This is a genomic window from Rhodococcus sp. 05-2256-B1, from assembly GCF_002258465.1.
Taxonomy (GTDB): Bacteria; Actinomycetota; Actinomycetes; order Mycobacteriales; family Mycobacteriaceae; genus Rhodococcoides; species Rhodococcoides fascians.
In genome coordinates this window covers 1-15,602 of sequence record NZ_NOZA01000027.1, presented here as the reverse complement: position 1 = coordinate 15,602, position 15,602 = coordinate 1, and the positions used below count along the sequence as shown (strand labels likewise).

The 15,602-nt window shown below is 63.2% G+C and carries 15 protein-coding genes and 1 tRNA gene; 7 read left to right on the top strand and 9 right to left on the bottom strand.

The features are described 5' to 3' along the window. Nucleotides 1-114: 114 nt before the first annotated feature. Nucleotides 115-1,533 (top strand): pyruvate kinase, encoded by a 1,419-nt coding sequence (pyk, locus tag CH285_RS15540; protein ID WP_027497274.1) that lies wholly within the window; start codon nucleotides 115-117, stop codon nucleotides 1,531-1,533. Next, nucleotides 1,534-2,463 (top strand): acyl-CoA thioesterase, encoded by a 930-nt coding sequence (locus CH285_RS15535; protein ID WP_032374325.1) that lies wholly within the window; start codon nucleotides 1,534-1,536, stop codon nucleotides 2,461-2,463. On the opposite strand, the gene CH285_RS15530 is transcribed toward CH285_RS15535, so the two are convergent. After that, complete coding sequence (locus CH285_RS15530; protein WP_048318703.1) at nucleotides 2,429-2,950, bottom strand: DNA-deoxyinosine glycosylase; 522 nt, start codon at nucleotides 2,948-2,950, stop codon at nucleotides 2,429-2,431. The two genes, CH285_RS15535 and CH285_RS15530, sit on opposite strands and share 35 nt — an antisense overlap. 56 nt (nucleotides 2,951-3,006) lie before the next feature. Between CH285_RS15530 and CH285_RS15525 the strand changes: the two genes are divergently transcribed. After that, nucleotides 3,007-3,210, top strand: coding sequence for a hypothetical protein (locus tag CH285_RS15525; RefSeq protein WP_027497271.1), 204 nt, complete (start codon nucleotides 3,007-3,009; stop codon nucleotides 3,208-3,210). Here the strand turns inward: CH285_RS15525 and CH285_RS15520 are convergent. After that, nucleotides 3,186-3,677 (bottom strand): anthrone oxygenase family protein, encoded by a 492-nt coding sequence (locus CH285_RS15520; RefSeq protein WP_094644244.1) that lies wholly within the window; start codon nucleotides 3,675-3,677, stop codon nucleotides 3,186-3,188. The genes CH285_RS15525 and CH285_RS15520 overlap by 25 nt on opposite strands. A 122-nt stretch (nucleotides 3,678-3,799) precedes the next feature. Here CH285_RS15520 and CH285_RS15515 point away from each other — a divergent pair, with 122 nt between their 5' ends. Beyond that, nucleotides 3,800-4,789 carry an AraC family transcriptional regulator gene (locus tag CH285_RS15515; protein ID WP_032406683.1) on the top strand — a complete coding sequence of 330 codons (990 nt, stop codon included), beginning with the start codon at nucleotides 3,800-3,802 and terminating at the stop codon, nucleotides 4,787-4,789. Here CH285_RS15515 and CH285_RS15510 read toward each other — a convergent pair. The 3 genes from CH285_RS15510 to CH285_RS15505 all read right to left on the bottom strand — a co-directional run bounded on the left by CH285_RS15510 (nucleotide 4,774) and on the right by CH285_RS15505 (nucleotide 5,825). Beyond that, nucleotides 4,774-5,505 carry an AAA family ATPase gene (locus CH285_RS15510; protein ID WP_032400010.1) on the bottom strand — a complete coding sequence of 244 codons (732 nt, stop codon included), beginning with the start codon at nucleotides 5,503-5,505 and terminating at the stop codon, nucleotides 4,774-4,776. The two genes, CH285_RS15515 and CH285_RS15510, sit on opposite strands and share 16 nt — an antisense overlap. 3 nt (nucleotides 5,506-5,508) lie before the next feature. After that, the gene (locus CH285_RS27975) at nucleotides 5,509-5,685 is read right to left on the bottom strand and encodes a hypothetical protein (protein ID WP_165430221.1); all 177 of its coding nucleotides are present in this window, start codon (nucleotides 5,683-5,685) and stop codon (nucleotides 5,509-5,511) included. 63 nt (nucleotides 5,686-5,748) lie between these two features. After that, a tRNA-Leu gene (locus CH285_RS15505) sits at nucleotides 5,749-5,825 on the bottom strand. A 120-nt stretch (nucleotides 5,826-5,945) separates the two neighbouring features. Between CH285_RS15505 and CH285_RS15500 the strand changes: the two genes are divergently transcribed. Beyond that, nucleotides 5,946-6,578 carry an ANTAR domain-containing response regulator gene (locus CH285_RS15500; RefSeq protein ID WP_027497267.1) on the top strand — a complete coding sequence of 211 codons (633 nt, stop codon included), beginning with the start codon at nucleotides 5,946-5,948 and terminating at the stop codon, nucleotides 6,576-6,578. A gap of 174 nt (nucleotides 6,579-6,752) precedes the next feature. After that, nucleotides 6,753-8,087, top strand: a complete 1,335-nt coding sequence (locus CH285_RS15495) for an ABC transporter substrate-binding protein (protein ID WP_027497266.1) — start codon at nucleotides 6,753-6,755, stop codon at nucleotides 8,085-8,087. Between the two features lie 151 nt (nucleotides 8,088-8,238). Here CH285_RS15495 and CH285_RS15490 read toward each other — a convergent pair whose 3' ends face one another. The 4 genes from CH285_RS15490 to CH285_RS15475 are packed head-to-tail and all read right to left on the bottom strand — an operon-like array spanning nucleotide 8,239 to nucleotide 12,466. Next, complete coding sequence (locus CH285_RS15490) at nucleotides 8,239-9,042, bottom strand: ABC transporter ATP-binding protein (protein ID WP_027497265.1); 804 nt, start codon at nucleotides 9,040-9,042, stop codon at nucleotides 8,239-8,241. Next, on the bottom strand, nucleotides 9,042-10,136 hold the full coding sequence (locus CH285_RS15485) for an ABC transporter ATP-binding protein (RefSeq protein ID WP_027497264.1): 1,095 nt from the start codon (nucleotides 10,134-10,136) through the stop codon (nucleotides 9,042-9,044). The genes CH285_RS15490 and CH285_RS15485 overlap by 1 nt, the downstream gene beginning before the upstream one ends. Next, nucleotides 10,129-11,118: a branched-chain amino acid ABC transporter permease gene (locus tag CH285_RS15480; RefSeq protein ID WP_027497263.1), complete on the bottom strand. Its 990-nt coding sequence runs from the start codon at nucleotides 11,116-11,118 to the stop codon at nucleotides 10,129-10,131. The genes CH285_RS15485 and CH285_RS15480 overlap by 8 nt, the downstream gene beginning before the upstream one ends. 7 nt (nucleotides 11,119-11,125) lie before the next feature. Continuing rightward, nucleotides 11,126-12,466 carry a branched-chain amino acid ABC transporter permease gene (locus CH285_RS15475; protein WP_051365155.1) on the bottom strand — a complete coding sequence of 447 codons (1,341 nt, stop codon included), beginning with the start codon at nucleotides 12,464-12,466 and terminating at the stop codon, nucleotides 11,126-11,128. Between the two features lie 259 nt (nucleotides 12,467-12,725). On the opposite strand from CH285_RS15475, the gene polA reads away from it, so the two are divergent. Next, nucleotides 12,726-15,467: a DNA polymerase I gene (polA, locus tag CH285_RS15470; RefSeq protein WP_094644243.1), complete on the top strand. Its 2,742-nt coding sequence runs from the start codon at nucleotides 12,726-12,728 to the stop codon at nucleotides 15,465-15,467. The last annotated feature ends 135 nt before the right edge of the window (nucleotides 15,468-15,602 follow it).

The window sequence follows — 15,602 nt, the reverse complement described above, 5'->3', positions numbered from 1 at the left end:
TCTGTACCGGTACAGGTGCTTTCAGCAGCGGCCCGGCGAGGCTACCCGTCGGTAGTATCCGGCCGGGTTCCTCTGCGATAGAGAACAAGGCGTCCAGCGGCTACGCTCGCAACCGTGAGCCGACGTACGAAGATTGTCTGCACCCTTGGACCCGCAACCGCAACCACAGAGCGCATCCGCGAACTCGTCGAGAGTGGAATGGATGTCGCACGACTGAACTTCAGCCATGGCGATCACCCCGATCACCAGGCCAACTACGAGAGAGTTCGCGCCGCATCGGACGCCACCGGCAAAGCCGTGGGCATCCTGGCCGACCTGCAGGGACCGAAGATCCGACTCGGCCGATTCGCCGAGGGCTCCACCACCTGGGCCGCCGGTGAACTCATCCGCATCACCGTCGAGGAGTGCGAGGGCACCCACGATCGCGTGTCGACCACGTACAAGGAGCTGGCTCAGGACGCCAAGGAAGGCGACCGCCTGCTCGTCGACGACGGCAAGGTCGGCCTCGTCGTCACCGGCGTCGAAGGCAACGACGTGCTGTGTCGGGTCACCGAGGGTGGTCCGGTCAGTAACAACAAGGGCGTCTCCCTCCCGGGCATGGACGTCTCCGTTCCTGCCATGAGCGAGAAGGACATTGCGGACCTCGAGTTCGCCCTCGCGCTCGGATGCGATTTCATCGCGCTCTCTTTCGTGCGCTCTCCCGCCGATGTCGAACTCGTCCACGCAGTCATGGACCGCGTCGGCCGCCGAGTTCCGGTCATTGCCAAGCTCGAGAAGCCCGAGGCCGTCGACAACCTCGAAGCCATCGTGCTCGCGTTCGATGCGATCATGGTCGCCCGCGGTGACCTCGGCGTCGAGTTGCCACTCGAGCAGGTGCCCCTGGTGCAGAAGCGCGCGATCCAGATCGCCCGCGCCAACGCCAAGCCCGTCATCGTTGCGACCCAGATGCTCGAATCGATGATCGAGAACTCCCGTCCCACCCGCGCCGAGGCATCCGACGTTGCCAACGCAGTGCTCGACGGTACCGACGCGGTCATGCTGTCCGGCGAGACCTCGGTCGGCAAGTACGTCATGGAGACGGTGCGGACGATGGCTCGGATCGTCGAGACCGTGGAAACCGAGGGCGACAGCGTTCCTCCTCTGACCCACGTTCCTCGTACCAAGCGCGGTGTCATTTCCTACGCCGCGCGCGACATCGGCGAGCGTCTGGACGCGAAGGCACTCGTGGCCTTCACCCAGTCGGGCGACACCGTGCGACGGTTGGCTCGTCTGCACACCAAGCTCCCGTTGCTCGCATTCACCTCGATCTCCGAGGTCCGCAGTCAGTTGTCCCTGAGCTGGGGCACCGAGACGTTCCTGGTTCCCGATGTGGGCTCGACGGATGCGATGGTCAAAGAGGTCGACAAGGCGTTGCTCGAACTCGGTCGTTACAACCGAGGCGATCAGGTCGTGATCGTCGCCGGTGCCCCTCCCGGCACAGTAGGCTCGACCAACTTGATCCATGTGCACCGAATCGGAGAAGAGGACCGGTAAGTGGTCGAAGCGGGGGGAACCGGCGTCAGCGAGAGCGCGCCGAGCAGTACTGCAGTACGCGGAACCGATCTCGAAACCCTTCTCGGTCTCCTCGCCCTCGAGGAGACTGAGGAGGATGTGTTCGTCGGACAGCATCCGGAGCAGGTGGGGAGCCGGACTTTCGGTGGGCAGCTCGTCGCTCAGGCGCTCATCGCCGCCGGCCGGACCGTATCCGGAACGTCCCGGGACGTTCATGCGATCAATGCGCACTTCATTCGCGGTGGTGACGTCAAGAAGCCCATCGAATACCGCGTGAGTCGTCAGCGCGACGGCCGGGCGTTCGCCAACCGGCAGGTCACTGCGCTGCAGGACGGTAACGAGCTGTTCGTCATGCTCGCTGCCTTCCAGGATTTCGGTAAGGGCCTCGAGCACAGCGTCGAGGTGCCCGAGGTTCCGTATCCCGATGCTCTGCCGCCTCTCGGCGACCACTTCGTGGGGTTCGAGGACCGACTGCAGATGTTCGTCGATGCACTCAAACCGATCGACATGCGGTACGCGAACGATCCGGCGTGGATCATGCACGGCACCGGCGAGAAGCTCAACCACAATCGAGTGTGGATGAAAGCGGACGGCGATCTGCCGGACGAGTCGATCTTTCACGCCGCGACCATGGGCTATGCGTCGGACACCACGGTGCTCGATTCGATCATCACCACCCATGGACTGTCCTGGGGACTCGACCGCATCGTGGCGGCGACGGTCAACCACTCCATCTGGTTTCACCGACCGTTCCGATTCGACGAGTGGGCTCTGTATGCGACCGAATCGCCGGTCGCGGCCGGATCGCGGGGACTCGCCACCGGCCGATTCTTCTCGATGGACGGTCAGTTGCTCGCAACCGTCGTGCAGGAGGGCCTCATTCGCCACTTCCCGAAACGCGTTCGCGCCTGAGCGCTGCCGACCACAGTCGAGTCTTGGCTTCGAGGGTGAGTGAGGCGTGCGCTGGACTGGTGGACGGCAAACGGATGCACTCGATGTCCTGCTGCACCGCGTTCGCGACGTATCTGCGATAGCTGTCGGCAGCTTTTGCTCCGTTGAACAGCACGGTGTCGATGCCGGGATGACCTGCGATGAGGTTCGCGACATCGTTTGCCACGATGGATGATTCGACTATGGCCGAGTCCAGGCTTCCGGTCCTGGTACACAGCTTCAGTACGTCCCACACAGCAATCCCGCTGCGCGCCAGTCGCTCTGTTCGCGCCTCGTACGGAAGTTCGGGACCGGCACCGAACAGCGCGCCCATGATCGGCCAGAACGCATTTCGGGGATGAGCGTAATACTGCTGAGCAGCAAGCGATGCGACACCGGGCATCGAACCGAGTATCAGCGTGTGAGCGTGCTCGTCGACTATCGGTTCGAAGCTGTGCACGACGTTCATGTCGCGATTACAGCAAACAGCGCGCGCAGGCACTCGGGTGGGACCACAATGTAGAGATGTTGGATCCACGCGTACTCGACAACAACGAACTCGAAGCCGAACTCGCCGCCTTGCGCAGAGGACGCGACGCCGCGATGGACGAAGGCGCGCGAGATGTGTCCACTGCCGATACCGATCATCTCATCGCCCGCTTCGAGGACGAGATTCGCAGGCGTCACCAGGACGGTGAGTCCGATCAGCCCAGCGCGGATCTGCCCTGACCGAGGATCAGCACGGCGCACGCCGCCGTCGACGAGATGATCCGGACGGTGTTCCACCGCGTCCAGTTCGACGTGAACGACTGCCACATGTCGGTTCCCGACGGACTCGCCGGATCCACCGCTGCCAATGCATCGTTGAGTGGGACGTTGAACGCCACCGTGACCACGAAGCAGCCCACCACGTAGAGCGCTGCTCCCGCGCCGACCCAGGTCGATCGCCCACCCTCCGTGGTGATCGCGAGAACGGTTGCGAGAGAACAGGTCAACGCCGTACCGACGAACAGCGTCAGAAACAGTGGGTTGAGGATCGCGGCGTTCGATCTCTGCATCGCGGCGATCGCGTCGGGCACCGGTAACGACGCCAGGCCAGGAAGAACACTGACCGAGAACGCGAGCATGACGCCCGCGACGAGGCCGCATCCGACTGCTGCGACCAGGGTGGCGATCGAGGAGATCTTGTCGATCATCGGTTTTCCTTCCCGGGGATTCGTCGTGCGCTTCCGACCTTTCCGCGTCACGGGTGGATGGACAATGCGCGCAGGGCTCGAATTCATGTCCGATCGTCCCGGCCGTGGGGGACAATTGTCCGGTGCGTGGAGCCGACCCCTGGAAGTCACCCGATCCGCTCGGTGAGGCTTTGCATTTCCTCCGAATGACCGGGTCCTTCTACGTGCGTTCCGAGATGAGTGGCTCGTGGGGGCTGGCCCTGCCCGCGATGGACGACGCTGTGTGGTTCCACACCGTGGTCGACGGGTCGTGTGTGCTGTCGGTCCCCGGGGAGTCGACGCGTGAGCTCGTTCCCGGCGACTTCGCGTTGGTTCCCCACGGGCGTGGGCACGTATTGGCGGCCGACATCGAGTCTGTCGGCGACGCGACCAGCGTGTACGAGGTGCCACACGATTACGTCAGCGACCGGTACGCGGTGATCGACCAGTGCGATGCGAGCGGACCCGACACCGTGTTGGTCTGCGGGGCCGTCCGGATGGATCATCCTGCGGCGCAGCAGCTTCTTCGGCTGCTACCGGCGGTGATCGTGATCGACGCAGACAGCGAACCACGGCGCGCACGTATGCAGAACATCCTCGCCATGGTGGCCGACGAGGCACGATCGCTCGAGCCCGGGGGAGAGGCAGTGATCACCAGGCTTTCCGACGTTCTGGTGATTCAGGCGTTGAGGTCATGGATTGTGGACACTCCGAGCGCGCAGTCCGGTTGGTTGGGAGCGTTGCAGGACGAGCGGATCGGAGGCGCGCTGGCTCGCATTCATCGAAATCCCGACGAGCGGTGGACCGTTGCGGCACTGGCGTCGAGTGCACACATGTCACGTTCGGCGTTCTCGGCTCGATTCACCGCATTGGTCGGCGATTCGGTGATGAGTTACCTGGCGACGTGGCGGATGCAGGTCGCGTACGACACATTGCGGTCCGAGGACGTGGTGCTGGCCGAATTGGCCAGGCGCAGTGGCTATTTGTCGGAGGCAGCATTCGGCAAAGCATTCAAACGGGCGATGGGAGTCTCTCCGGGGAGTGTGCGTCGTCGTCGGGACGTGGCGTTGGTGCCGGTTCAGTCGAGTAGATGACGGAGATACACGTTCGGATCGTCGAGATATCGCCGCCAGTGCTGGACCAATTCGAGTTCGTCCCAGGTGCTTCGGCGCAGACCGTGTTCACCCACTTCGACGATGTCCGCACCGGGTGTCGAAGCCAGGATCGGTGAATGCGTGGCACAGACGAGCTGCGCCCCCTCCTCGCCCAAGTGGGACATCAGCGCGACCAGGTTCAGGCACGCGGTGAACGACAGGGCCGACTCCGGTTCGTCCAGCACATAGAAGCCCGGTTCGGCCAACATCGCACCGAACATGGTGAGAAAGCCCTCACCGTGGCTCATTTCGGCGGTGTTCTCGTCCCAGAAGCCCGGCATGCCGCCGAGGTTTTCGGCCATCTCGAATGCAGTCTCGGCGCGCAGGAAGAATCCCCGCTTCTGCTCGCGCGGACCCCGCAGCATGCGCGCGCCTCGTGGCGTGGTCTCGAGTTCGAGCACCTCGCCGAGGACGCTCGTCACCTCGTCCAGTCGACGAGACTTCTGCGCTGCCCGACCCCCGCGGGCGTCGATGCCGAAACGCTCTGCGATTGCCTCTACGAGAGTAGACTTACCGGAACCGTTGTCGCCCACCAGAATTGTGACCGGTGCGAGAAACTCGAGTCCCTCTCGCGCGAGGTCGGCGACAGCGGGAACGGTGAAGGGCCACTCCGATCCCACATCGTCGGCGTGGACAAAGGCGCGCTCTACGAACATGATTCAGGCGGTGACCAGGCGGTCGACGTAACCGGTTTCGTGGGCGGAGTCGGCGCTGCAGGTGTAGTAGACCCACTGAGCGGACTGGTCCGCGGAATCTCCGAAACGGTGGTCGACCTTCTGCGCGCACAATTTGCCCGCGCTGGTGTCATGGCAACGAAGACTGCTGGGTATGTACATCACCCCACTGTAGGCGTGATCGGGAGTGGACCCGACCGCTGTCGCGGCCGGTCGATCGTGCTGTGGTGCCCTCGGTGAGACTCGAACTCACACTGGACGGGTTTTGAATCCGTTTCCTCTGCCAATTGGGATACGAGGGCTGGCGTCTTTCAAGCAACGAATGACGAGTGTAGAAGATGCGCTTTCGGCCCCGTGCACCGGTACCCTTCAGTTGCTCGATGCCCCTGAGGGGCGACGACTGTCGAAGGAGACCGGTACAGATGAATGCTCCTGATACGCACGGTACTGGCAAGCCTGCGCTGCGGGTGGTGGTCGCGGAAGACGAATCCCTGATTCGTCTCGACCTGGTGGAGATGCTCCGCGAAGAGGGGTACGACGTGGTCGGTGAGGCCGCGGACGGTCAGCAGGCCGTGGAACTGGCTGTCGAACTTCGACCGGATCTGGTGATCATGGACGTGAAGATGCCGCGTCGTGACGGCATCGACGCCGCCTCCGAGATCGCGGAGAAGCGGATCGCGCCGGTGGTGATTCTCACAGCGTTCAGTCAGCGAGAGCTCGTGGAGAAGGCGCGCGATGCGGGTGCGATGGCTTATCTGGTCAAACCGTTCACCAAGGCCGATCTGATGCCTGCAGTCGAGTTGGCCGCGAGCCGGTTCGGCGAGATCTCTGCGCTCGAATCGGAGATCGCCGATCTTCAGGATCGACTCGAGACCCGCAAGTTGATCGAGAAGGCCAAGGGCGTCCTGATGGAGTCGCAATCGCTGACGGAACCGCAGGCGTTCAAGTGGATTCAGCGTGCCGCGATGGACCGACGCACGACGATGAAGGCGGTAGCCGAGGTCGTGATCGAAACACTCGGTACTCCGGCGAACAACCCTGTGGCAGAGAGCTGATCGGCCCGCGGAAAGCTACGGCCACGTAAAACTTCGACCTCTTAGGTCACAGTCAGGTCACGAGCGTCGTTCTAGGCCTTGCGAACCGGTTTCGAGCATTAGCGTCTGGTTCACACGTGAGCCACATGTAACTCAGGTGAGCTTCAACGACGAGCAATTTCAAGGAGAACCTAGATGGCAATTCGGACCTATGTCCGCACGGCTGCAGTGCTGAGCGTCACCTCGCTCGCACTGTTCGGCTGTTCGTCGAGCGACGACTCGGGCTCGACCGACTCCACCAGTGCCAGCGGCGGCACGTCGGCCGCGGAAACGACCGTCTCCACCGACTGCACTCCTGAGCAGGCCACCGCCGGATCCACTCCCGACACGTCGCCGCTGGTGGTAGGAACCCTCCTTCCCGAGACCGGCACCCTGGCCTTCCTCGGACCACCCGAGGTCGCCGGTGTCCAGCTGGCCGTCAACGATGTCAACGGTGCGGGCGGCGTCCTCGACCAGCCCGTCACGCTCATCCCCGGTGACTCGGGCGACACCACCACCGACACCGCCAACACCACGGTCGACCGTCTGCTCGCCGGCGGCTCGAACGTCATCGTCGGTGCGGCGTCCTCCTCGGTGTCACTTAAGGTCATCGACAAGATCGCCAGCGCGGGTGTCGTGCAGTTCTCGCCTGCCAACACCTCCGACCAGTTCGTCTGCTACCCGGACAAGGGCCAGTACTTCCGTACCGCGCCCACCGATGTGCTGCAGGCACAGGCACTTTCGCAGCTGATCGCCGAGGACGGCGCGCAGCGCGTCGCCATCCTGGCTCTCAACGACCCCTATGGAACGGGCCTGGCCAAGAACACCGCCGACAACCTCGAAGAGGCCGGCATCGCGGCAGACCAGATCCAGACCACGATCTACGACCCGAACGCACAGTCGTTCAACGCCGAGGTCGACGGCGTGAAGAACTTCAACCCGGATGCCGTCGCCATCATCGGCTTCGAGGAGTCCGCGAAGATCATCACCCGTATGCACGAGATCGGCATCGGACCGTCCGACGGCACGTTGGTCTACGGCGTCGACGGCAACATGGGCAACGCACTCGGTGAGTCGGTCGCTGCAGGCCTGCTCGACACGATGCGCGGCACCACCCCGCTGACCGACGTCGGCACCGCGTTCCAGGACCGACTCAAGGGCGTGGATCCGGCATTGGTCGACTTCAACTACGCCGGTGAGTCCTACGACGCGGTCGTCATCTCGGCGCTGGCAGCCGAGCAGGCGAAGTCGACGGCAGGCACCGACATCGCTGCCAACATCAACAGCATCACCAAGGACGGCACGAAGTGCACGAGCTACACCGAGTGCCTCCCGCTCGTCAAGGCCGGCACCGATATCGACTACGACGGAGTCACCGGCGCGCTGAACTTCAGTGACGCAGGCGAGCCCGCCACCGGTTCCTACGGCAACCTGGTCTTCGGACCGGACAACAAGCTGACGACGGACGGATACATCGTCGTCGGTGAGTGATCTGTAGCTGCTGCACAGCCTCCGGGCCCGAGTCCTGACATCAGGACTCGGGCCCGGAGTCGTTCGAATACACCGCGTTGGGTACCTATGGCGCAGGTACGAGAAAGCCCCGACTCGAACTATGTCGAGTCGGGGCTTCCTGCCGAGAAGGTCAGGCCTTCTTTTCTTTGCTTCCCGCGAGAGTGCCGAGGTAAAGCTCGATCACCTTGGGATCGTTCATCAACGCCGGCCCGGTATCGGTGTAGGCGTTGCGACCTTGATCGAGAACATAGCCGCGGTCGCAGATCTGCAGGCAGCGGCGGGCATTCTGCTCGACCATGATGATCGAGACGCCCGCCGCGTTGATCTTCTTGCAGCGGATGAAGACCTCGTCCTGGAACATCGGCGACAAGCCTGCCGACGGTTCGTCGAGCAGCAGCACCGACGGTTCCATCATCAGGGCCCGCCCCATCGCCACCATCTGGCGCTCACCGCCGGACAATGCACCTGCCTTGACCTTCTTGCGTTCGCCGAGCAGTGGGAACAACTCGCTGACGAAGTCGAACCGCTCACCGAACTTCTTGGGCCGCAGATAGATTCCCATCTCGAGGTTTTCCTCGATCGTGAGCGATGGGAACACGTTCTGCGTCTGGGGCACGTATCCGACGCCCTTGGTCACCAGGACGTGCGCCTCGGCGGAGGTGATGTTGTCACCGCGCAGCTTCACACTGCCCTCGCGGACCGCCACGAGGCCGAACAACGTCTTGAGCAGAGTCGACTTGCCGGCACCGTTGGGTCCGATGATGCCGACGATCTCGCCGTCGTTCAGAAAGAAGTTGCACTCACTGAGGATGTTCACACCGGGGATGTACCCGGCAACCAGACCGTCGGCGCGCAGCAACGCTCCTTCGGCCAGACGCGCATGCTCGCCCGGCGTAGCCGCAAACTCGGCCGGCGTCAGAGTTTGTTCGCTCATCAGTTGTCCTCCTTGGCTCGGTGCGAGCCGCCCGCAGCAGTGTCGGTGGCTGCGGGGCTGACGAACTCCGGTTCCGAAAGATCGCCTCCTGCTTGCAGTTCCTCCACCTCGGCTTGCTTCAATGCCTCGGCCAGTTCGGCGGTGGCTCCGACGGGATTGCCGTCGGCGTCGAATTCGAGTGCTTGATCGTGATGGCTGCCGAGATAGGCATCGACGACGGCACCGTTGTTGGAGAGCTCTTCCGGGGTGGACTCGGCGATGATGCTGCCCTGAGCCATCACCACCACCCAGTCGCTGATGTCGCGGATGACATCCATGTCGTGTTCGACGAACACGACTGTCATGCCGTCGTCGCGCAGCGACTTGATGTGGCCCAGAAGCGATTGCGTCAGAGCGGGATTGACCCCGGCCATCGGCTCGTCGAGCATGACAACCGACGGATCGGTCATCAACGCTCGCGCCATCTCCAAGAGTTTGCGCTGACCACCGGACAACGAGCCGGCCAGATCGTCGGCTTTGGCGTCGAGTTTGAATCGCCCCAGCAGTTCGTAGGCGCGTTCGGTGATCTGACGCTCCTGTGCCTTCCACGTCCACGGCATGAACGTGTTGATCATGCGCTCGCCGCGTTGGCCCGTCGCGCCCAGTCGAACGTTGTCCAGCACAGTCAGTTTCGACAGTGCTTTCGTCAACTGGAAGGTGCGGACGACGCCTTTGCGTGCCACCTGATGAGGGTGCATCCGGCCGAGTTCCTGACCGTCCATCGACCACGTTCCGGTGTCGGGTCGGTCGAATCCGGTGAGCAGGTTGAACAGTGTGGTCTTACCCGCACCGTTCGGTCCGATCAGACCGGTGATGCATCCGCGCTGGATCTCGAGGTGCGCCACGTCGACGGCCTTGAGGCCGCCGAAGGTACGCGAGACCCCGTCGACCACCAATGTCGCGTCGGGCTTGGCTGCCCCGGGCTCGTTGGCGACGCCGGCGAACAGACTGGCACGCTGATCGCTCGACAGTGCTTTGGCCGCACGTGCTTCGAGTGTGCTGGCTTTCTTGCTCGGTGTCGCATCTGCGGCGGCACCGGTGCTCGGGTCAGGCATTGAGTTGAACCTCTCGCTTGTTGCCGAGAATGCCCTGGGGTCTGAACACCATCAGCACGGCGATCAGAATTCCCAGGAGTACGAATCGTGTGGCACCGACCTGGGCACCGGTGAGGTTGAGCACCGGATCGTCGCCCGAGATCAGTTGCCGCAGAATCGCGTCGGGAATGGACAGCAGGAACCAGAACAGCATTGCGCCGATCACGGGGCCGAACACCGTTGCGGCACCACCGAGAATGAGAGCGCCGAACGCGAAGAACGTCTGCGCGGTCGAATAGAAGTCTGGGTTGATCGACTGCGTCTGCAGTGCGTTGAACACCCCGCCCATACCGCCGATCACGCCGCCGAGAACGAGTGCCTGCATCTTGTAGACGAACACGTTCTTACCCAGCGACCGGGCAGCGTCCTCGTCTTCACGAACCGCCTTGAGAACACGACCCCACGGGCTGTGTGTCAGCAGGTATACGACCCCGCACAGCAGCAGTACCAACGTCCAGCCGACGAGCATGGCCCACAGGTCGTTACCCAGGAACCGAACGCCGATGAAGCTGTACGTCTTTCCACCCTCGAACGGGCTGAGGTTGGTGAACGGAGCTGCGAATCCGGTGATGCCGTTGGTGGACTTGGTCACCGAATCGGTTGCCGTGGAGCGGAATACCAGTCGCAGGATTTCCGATGCGGCGATCGTCACGATGGCGAGATAATCCGCTCGCAATCGCAGGGTCGGAATGCCGAGCACCAGAGCCAGCAGGCCGGCCGCAGCGAGACCGACCAGAATGCCGAGCCACAGTGGCTGCTCGTAGGTGATCGTGGTGATGCCGACGCCGTAGCCGCCGAGCAGGGCGAAGCCGATCTGGCCGAAGTTGAGCAGACCGGCGTAGCCGAAGTGCAGGTTCAGGCCGATGGCGAGCAGTGCGTAGAAGATGGCCGACGGGCCGACCAGCTGAGCAAGAGAGATCTGAAGTGCGCCGATGATATCCATGTGCAGGTCACCCGATCCTTTGTCGCGAGCCGAGGATGCCCTGAGGACGGACGACGAGGATGAGAATCAAGACGAGCAACCCTCCGATGTATTTGAGGTCGGGATTGATGACCAACGTCGACCACTGCACGAGCAGACCCACGATGACGCAACCGAGGAATGCGCCGTAGGCCGTGCCGAGTCCTCCGAGCGTGATTCCGGCGAACATGAGCAGTAGGAGTTTGAAGCCCATCTCCCATTGCACGCGGCCGCCGAGTTCGGAGAGCCCGAACAGCACGCCGCCGAGGGCGGCCAGGCCGCCACCGAGGCACCAGACGAACGTCACGACGCGCTCGACGTTGATACCCGACGAGGCAGCCAGATCACGGTTGTCGGCCACCGCACGCATGGCTTTACCGATCTTGGTGCGCTGCAGCATCAGTGCGACGCCGATGAGGACGACGACGCTGATGACGATGCAGGCGAGGTTGACGTTGGTGATCGACAGTGGGCCCCAGTCGTTCTCGGTCTGAGCCTGGTAGTCGTCGAATGGCTCCGAGCGGTCGGAGAAGAAGATCAGGATGAGGTAGCGCAGCGCAATGGCGAGTCCGATCGTCACCACCAGCTGAGCGATCAGGCCGGTTCGACGTTTACGCAACGGCCGCCAGATCAGGGCGTTGTTGAGCCAGCCGATCGCGACTCCGACAATGATGGCCAGCACGGTGGCCGGGATCAGTTGTATCCCGAGGCTCACATTGAAGAACCACGCCGCGACGGCTCCGAGCGTCACGAGTTCGCCGTGTGCGAAGTTGGTCAAACCCGTCGTTCCGAAGATCAAGCTCAGACCGACCGCCGCGAGCGCGATGACCAGACCGAAGCGGAAGCCGTCGACCGTGGTGCGCACGAACTTCTCGTAGAACGGGGTGCTGGTCGCGGTCCTGGCCTCACCGAAGGAGAAGATGACGGTGTTCGAGCGACCGGCCTGCACGTCGCGCTCGACCTCGCCCTGCACGCTCACCCCGTCGGGGAGCGTTTCCTGGACCACCTGGAATGTGTATGTGCCAGGCGACAATTCGAGAGTCCAGCGTCCGCCGGTCTCGCTGGTGGTGCGGGCCACTTCGCTGCCCGACGCGTCGAGCGCCGCAACATCGACCCCTTCGAGGCGTTCTCCACCGTTGTTGAGCGATCCCGCGACGCTGACGGCGTCTGCGGGCGGTGCCTGTTCGGCACTGGTTCCCGGCGCCGCCGGGGGAGTGGGGGTAGGTTCCTGCGCCAACGCAGGCGCACTGAACAGCAGCGCCGCAATGGAACTCAGGATGGCGAGTAGGAGTGTTCGCTGGAATACGCGAACTGCAGATCTTGCGCGCAACCTCGGTGGTTGCACCTTTCTGGTCCATCGAACATTTGGAGCCACGCACGTCCTCCGGACGGTTGTCGTTGAGTCACGGGATGGGGATTTACTGCAATTGTCGGACTCTATCCGTTGAAACGACGCAAAATCGGCAACTGAGATTTCCGGAAAGTATCGGTTGTGTTTCGCGCTGCGGGAGATCGGTGCCGCGGCGATTGCGGCGCGGTGCCCGCATCCGGCTACGTGATGTCGGACCCGCTACCTAGACTGGTCAACCGTGAGCCCAGTAACCGACAAAAGTGCAGCACCCGCAGCCCGGACCGATGCGAAGTCAGCCGAAGAGCGTCCGACGCTGCTCCTCATCGACGGTCACTCGATGGCCTTCCGTGCCTTCTTCGCGTTGCCGGCGGAAAATTTCAAGACCACGAGCGGTCAGTCCACCAATGCCGTGTACGGGTTCACCTCGATGCTGATCAACCTGTTGCGGGACGAGAAGCCGACGCACATCGCCGCCGCCTTCGACGTGTCACGGCAAACGTTCCGGGCCGAGCGCTTCCCCGAATACAAGGCGAACCGCAGCAAGACGCCGGACGAGTTCGCGGGCCAGGTGGACATCACCAAGGATGTGCTCGGTGCCATGGGCATTCCCGTGATGGCCGAGGCAGGGTTCGAAGCCGACGACATCATCGCCACTCTGGTCACGCAAGCCGAGGCGCTGGGCTATCGCGTCCTCGTGGTCACCGGCGATCGTGACGCACTGCAGCTGGTCACCGACAACGTCACGGTGCTCTATCCCCGCAAGGGTGTCTCGGACCTGACGCGATTCACCCCGGACGAGGTCGCCACCAAATACGGTCTGACGCCGTCGCAGTACCCGGACTTCGCAGCTCTGCGCGGAGATCCGAGCGACAACCTTCCCGGCATTCCCGGCGTCGGGGAGAAGACGGCGACCAAGTGGATCATCGAATACGGGTCGCTCACCGCCCTCGTCGACAATGTCGACAAGGTGAAGGGCAAGGTGGGCGACGCATTGCGGGCCAACCTGTCGAGTGTGGTGCTCAACCGCGAGCTCACCGAGATGGTGCGCGACGTGCCGTTGCCCTTCACGCCCGATCAACTCGAGCTGGCCCCGTGGGATCGCGAGAAGATCCACGCCCTGTTCGACGATCTGGAGTTTCGCATCCTGCGGGATCGACTGTTCGAGACACTCGCCTCGGTCGAGCCCGAGGCAGAAGAAGGGTTCGACGTTCGGGGCGGCATCGTCGCGCCCGGGGAGTTGGCGGCGTGGCTGGACGAGCATGCGTCCGACGGTCGGCGTAGCGGGGTATCCATCCTCGGACCACGCAGGCCGTACGACAGCGACGCGACCTCGGTGGCCATCGCGGCAGCAGACGGCGAGGGCGCCTTCGTCACCACGACGGCTCTCGACGAATCCGACGAACGCGCATTGGCCGCGTGGTTCGCCGATGCGGATCGACCCAAAGCTCTACACGAGGCGAAGTGGGCACTGCACGCGGTTCGTGGTCGGGGATGGACGCTCGGTGGGTTGACGACCGATACCGCGCTCGCGGCGTATCTCGTCCGGCCCGGTCAGCGGTCGTTCAACCTCGACGACTTGTCGCTGCGCTACCTCAAGCGCGAACTACGCGTCGAAGACGCGGGCGAGGGGCAGATGTCACTTCTCGACGCCGAGGACACCGCTGACGCGGCATTCGCCGAGGGCGAAATTCTCAAGGCGCGGGCGGTCATCGATCTCGCCGACGCTCTCGACGCGGAACTCGCAGCAATCGAGTCGACCACTCTGCTCTCGGAGATGGAACTGCCGCTGCTGACAGTGCTTGCCGATATCGAAGCCACGGGCATCGCAGTGGACGGCGATCACCTGCGCTCGCTGCAATCGGGTTTTGCTGCGCAGGTCGACGAGGCCGCGAATTCCGCGTACGGCGTGATCGACAAGCAGATAAATCTCGGATCGCCCAAACAGCTGCAGGTGGTGCTGTTCGAGGAACTCGACATGCCCAAGACCAAGAAAACCAAGACCGGGTACACCACCGACGCCGACGCACTTCAGGGGCTGTTCGAGAAGACCGAGCATCCGTTCCTCAAATTCCTGCTCGACCACCGTGATGCCACACGAATGAAGGTGACGGTGGACGGCCTGCTCAAGTCCGTCGCCGACGACGGCCGCATTCACACCACGTTCAATCAGACCGTCGCGGCCACCGGACGACTGTCGTCGACGGAACCGAACCTGCAGAACATCCCGGTGCGGAACGAGGCGGGTCGCCACATCCGCGACGGCTTTGTGGTCGGTGCCGGCTACGACACTCTGCTCACCGCCGATTACAGCCAGATCGAGATGCGCATCATGGCGCACGTATCCGGTGACGAGGGGCTGATCGAAGCGTTCAACACCGGTGAGGACCTGCACAGCTTCGTCGGTTCGCGCGCGTTCGGCGTACCGATCGACGAGGTCACCCCGGAACTACGCCGTCGAGTCAAGGCCATGTCGTACGGCCTCGCCTACGGACTCAGCGCGTTCGGCCTCGCCGCGCAGTTGAAGATCTCCACCGACGAAGCCAAGCAGCAGATGGAGGCGTACTTTGCTCGCTTCGGCGGCGTGCGCGACTACCTGCGCAACGCGGTCGAGGAAGCCCGAAAGGTGGGCTACACCTCGACGCTGTACGGCCGTCGTCGTTACCTGCCAGATCTCAACAGCGACAATCGTCAGCGTCGCGAGGTCGCCGAGCGCGCGGCACTCAACGCTCCGATCCAGGGCACTGCCGCAGACATCATCAAGGTAGCGATGATCGACGTGCACAAGTCTCTGGCGGAGTCGACCTTGAAGTCGCGCATGCTGTTGCAGGTGCACGACGAACTGGTACTCGAGGTCGTCGACTCCGAGCGCGAGGAAGTCGAGGCGTTGGTGCGTGACAAGATGTCGTCGGCCATCGAATTGTCGGTGCCCCTCGAGGTCTCGGTCGGCACCGGTCGCAGTTGGGATGCCGCAGCTCACTGAATCGGGCCATGGCACAGCGAAGGGCCGCTCACCGGATGGCGGATTCTAGGGGTCCTCGCAACACCTGATGGTCAGATGCCTGTCAGTAGATCACGTAAACGCTCGGCTGGAGTTTTCCAGCCGAGCGTTTTGCGT